Annotated in this window: 1 rRNA gene; it reads left to right on the top strand. The window is 40.9% G+C overall.

Going from position 1 to position 291, the window contains the following annotated elements:
- Positions 1 to 224 precede the first annotated feature (224 nt).
- Positions 225 to 291: ribosomal RNA gene (locus AACS98_RS19625) — 16S ribosomal RNA — on the top strand; the annotation flags it as partial.

Genomic DNA, 291 nt, shown 5'->3' with positions numbered 1-291 from the left:
TTTCCTTTACCCCTTGACGAAGCCAAAAATCCTCGCTATTCTAGATAAGTGTCGAGGCGAGAGAGCCGAGACGACTGAACCGAGAAAAAAGAATACTTTGAAAGCTTAAAGAAAAAACCAATCCTCGTCAAACAAATTGGTTTTGGGTTTTCCCAAAAACTAAAGAAATTATAGCAAGGAATCTGGAGAACAAAGTTGTTCAGATAACAAACTCGAAAGAAGACAAAACGGAGAGTTTGATCCTGGCTCAGGATGAACGCTGGCGGTATGCTTAACACATGCAAGTCGAAC

It is taken from the genome of Anabaena sp. CA = ATCC 33047, from assembly GCF_963870205.1.
GTDB lineage: Bacteria > Cyanobacteriota > Cyanobacteriia > Cyanobacteriales > Nostocaceae > Trichormus.
Note: the sequence above shows the minus strand (reverse complement) of the source record. Positions and strands in the feature narration are given on the sequence as shown.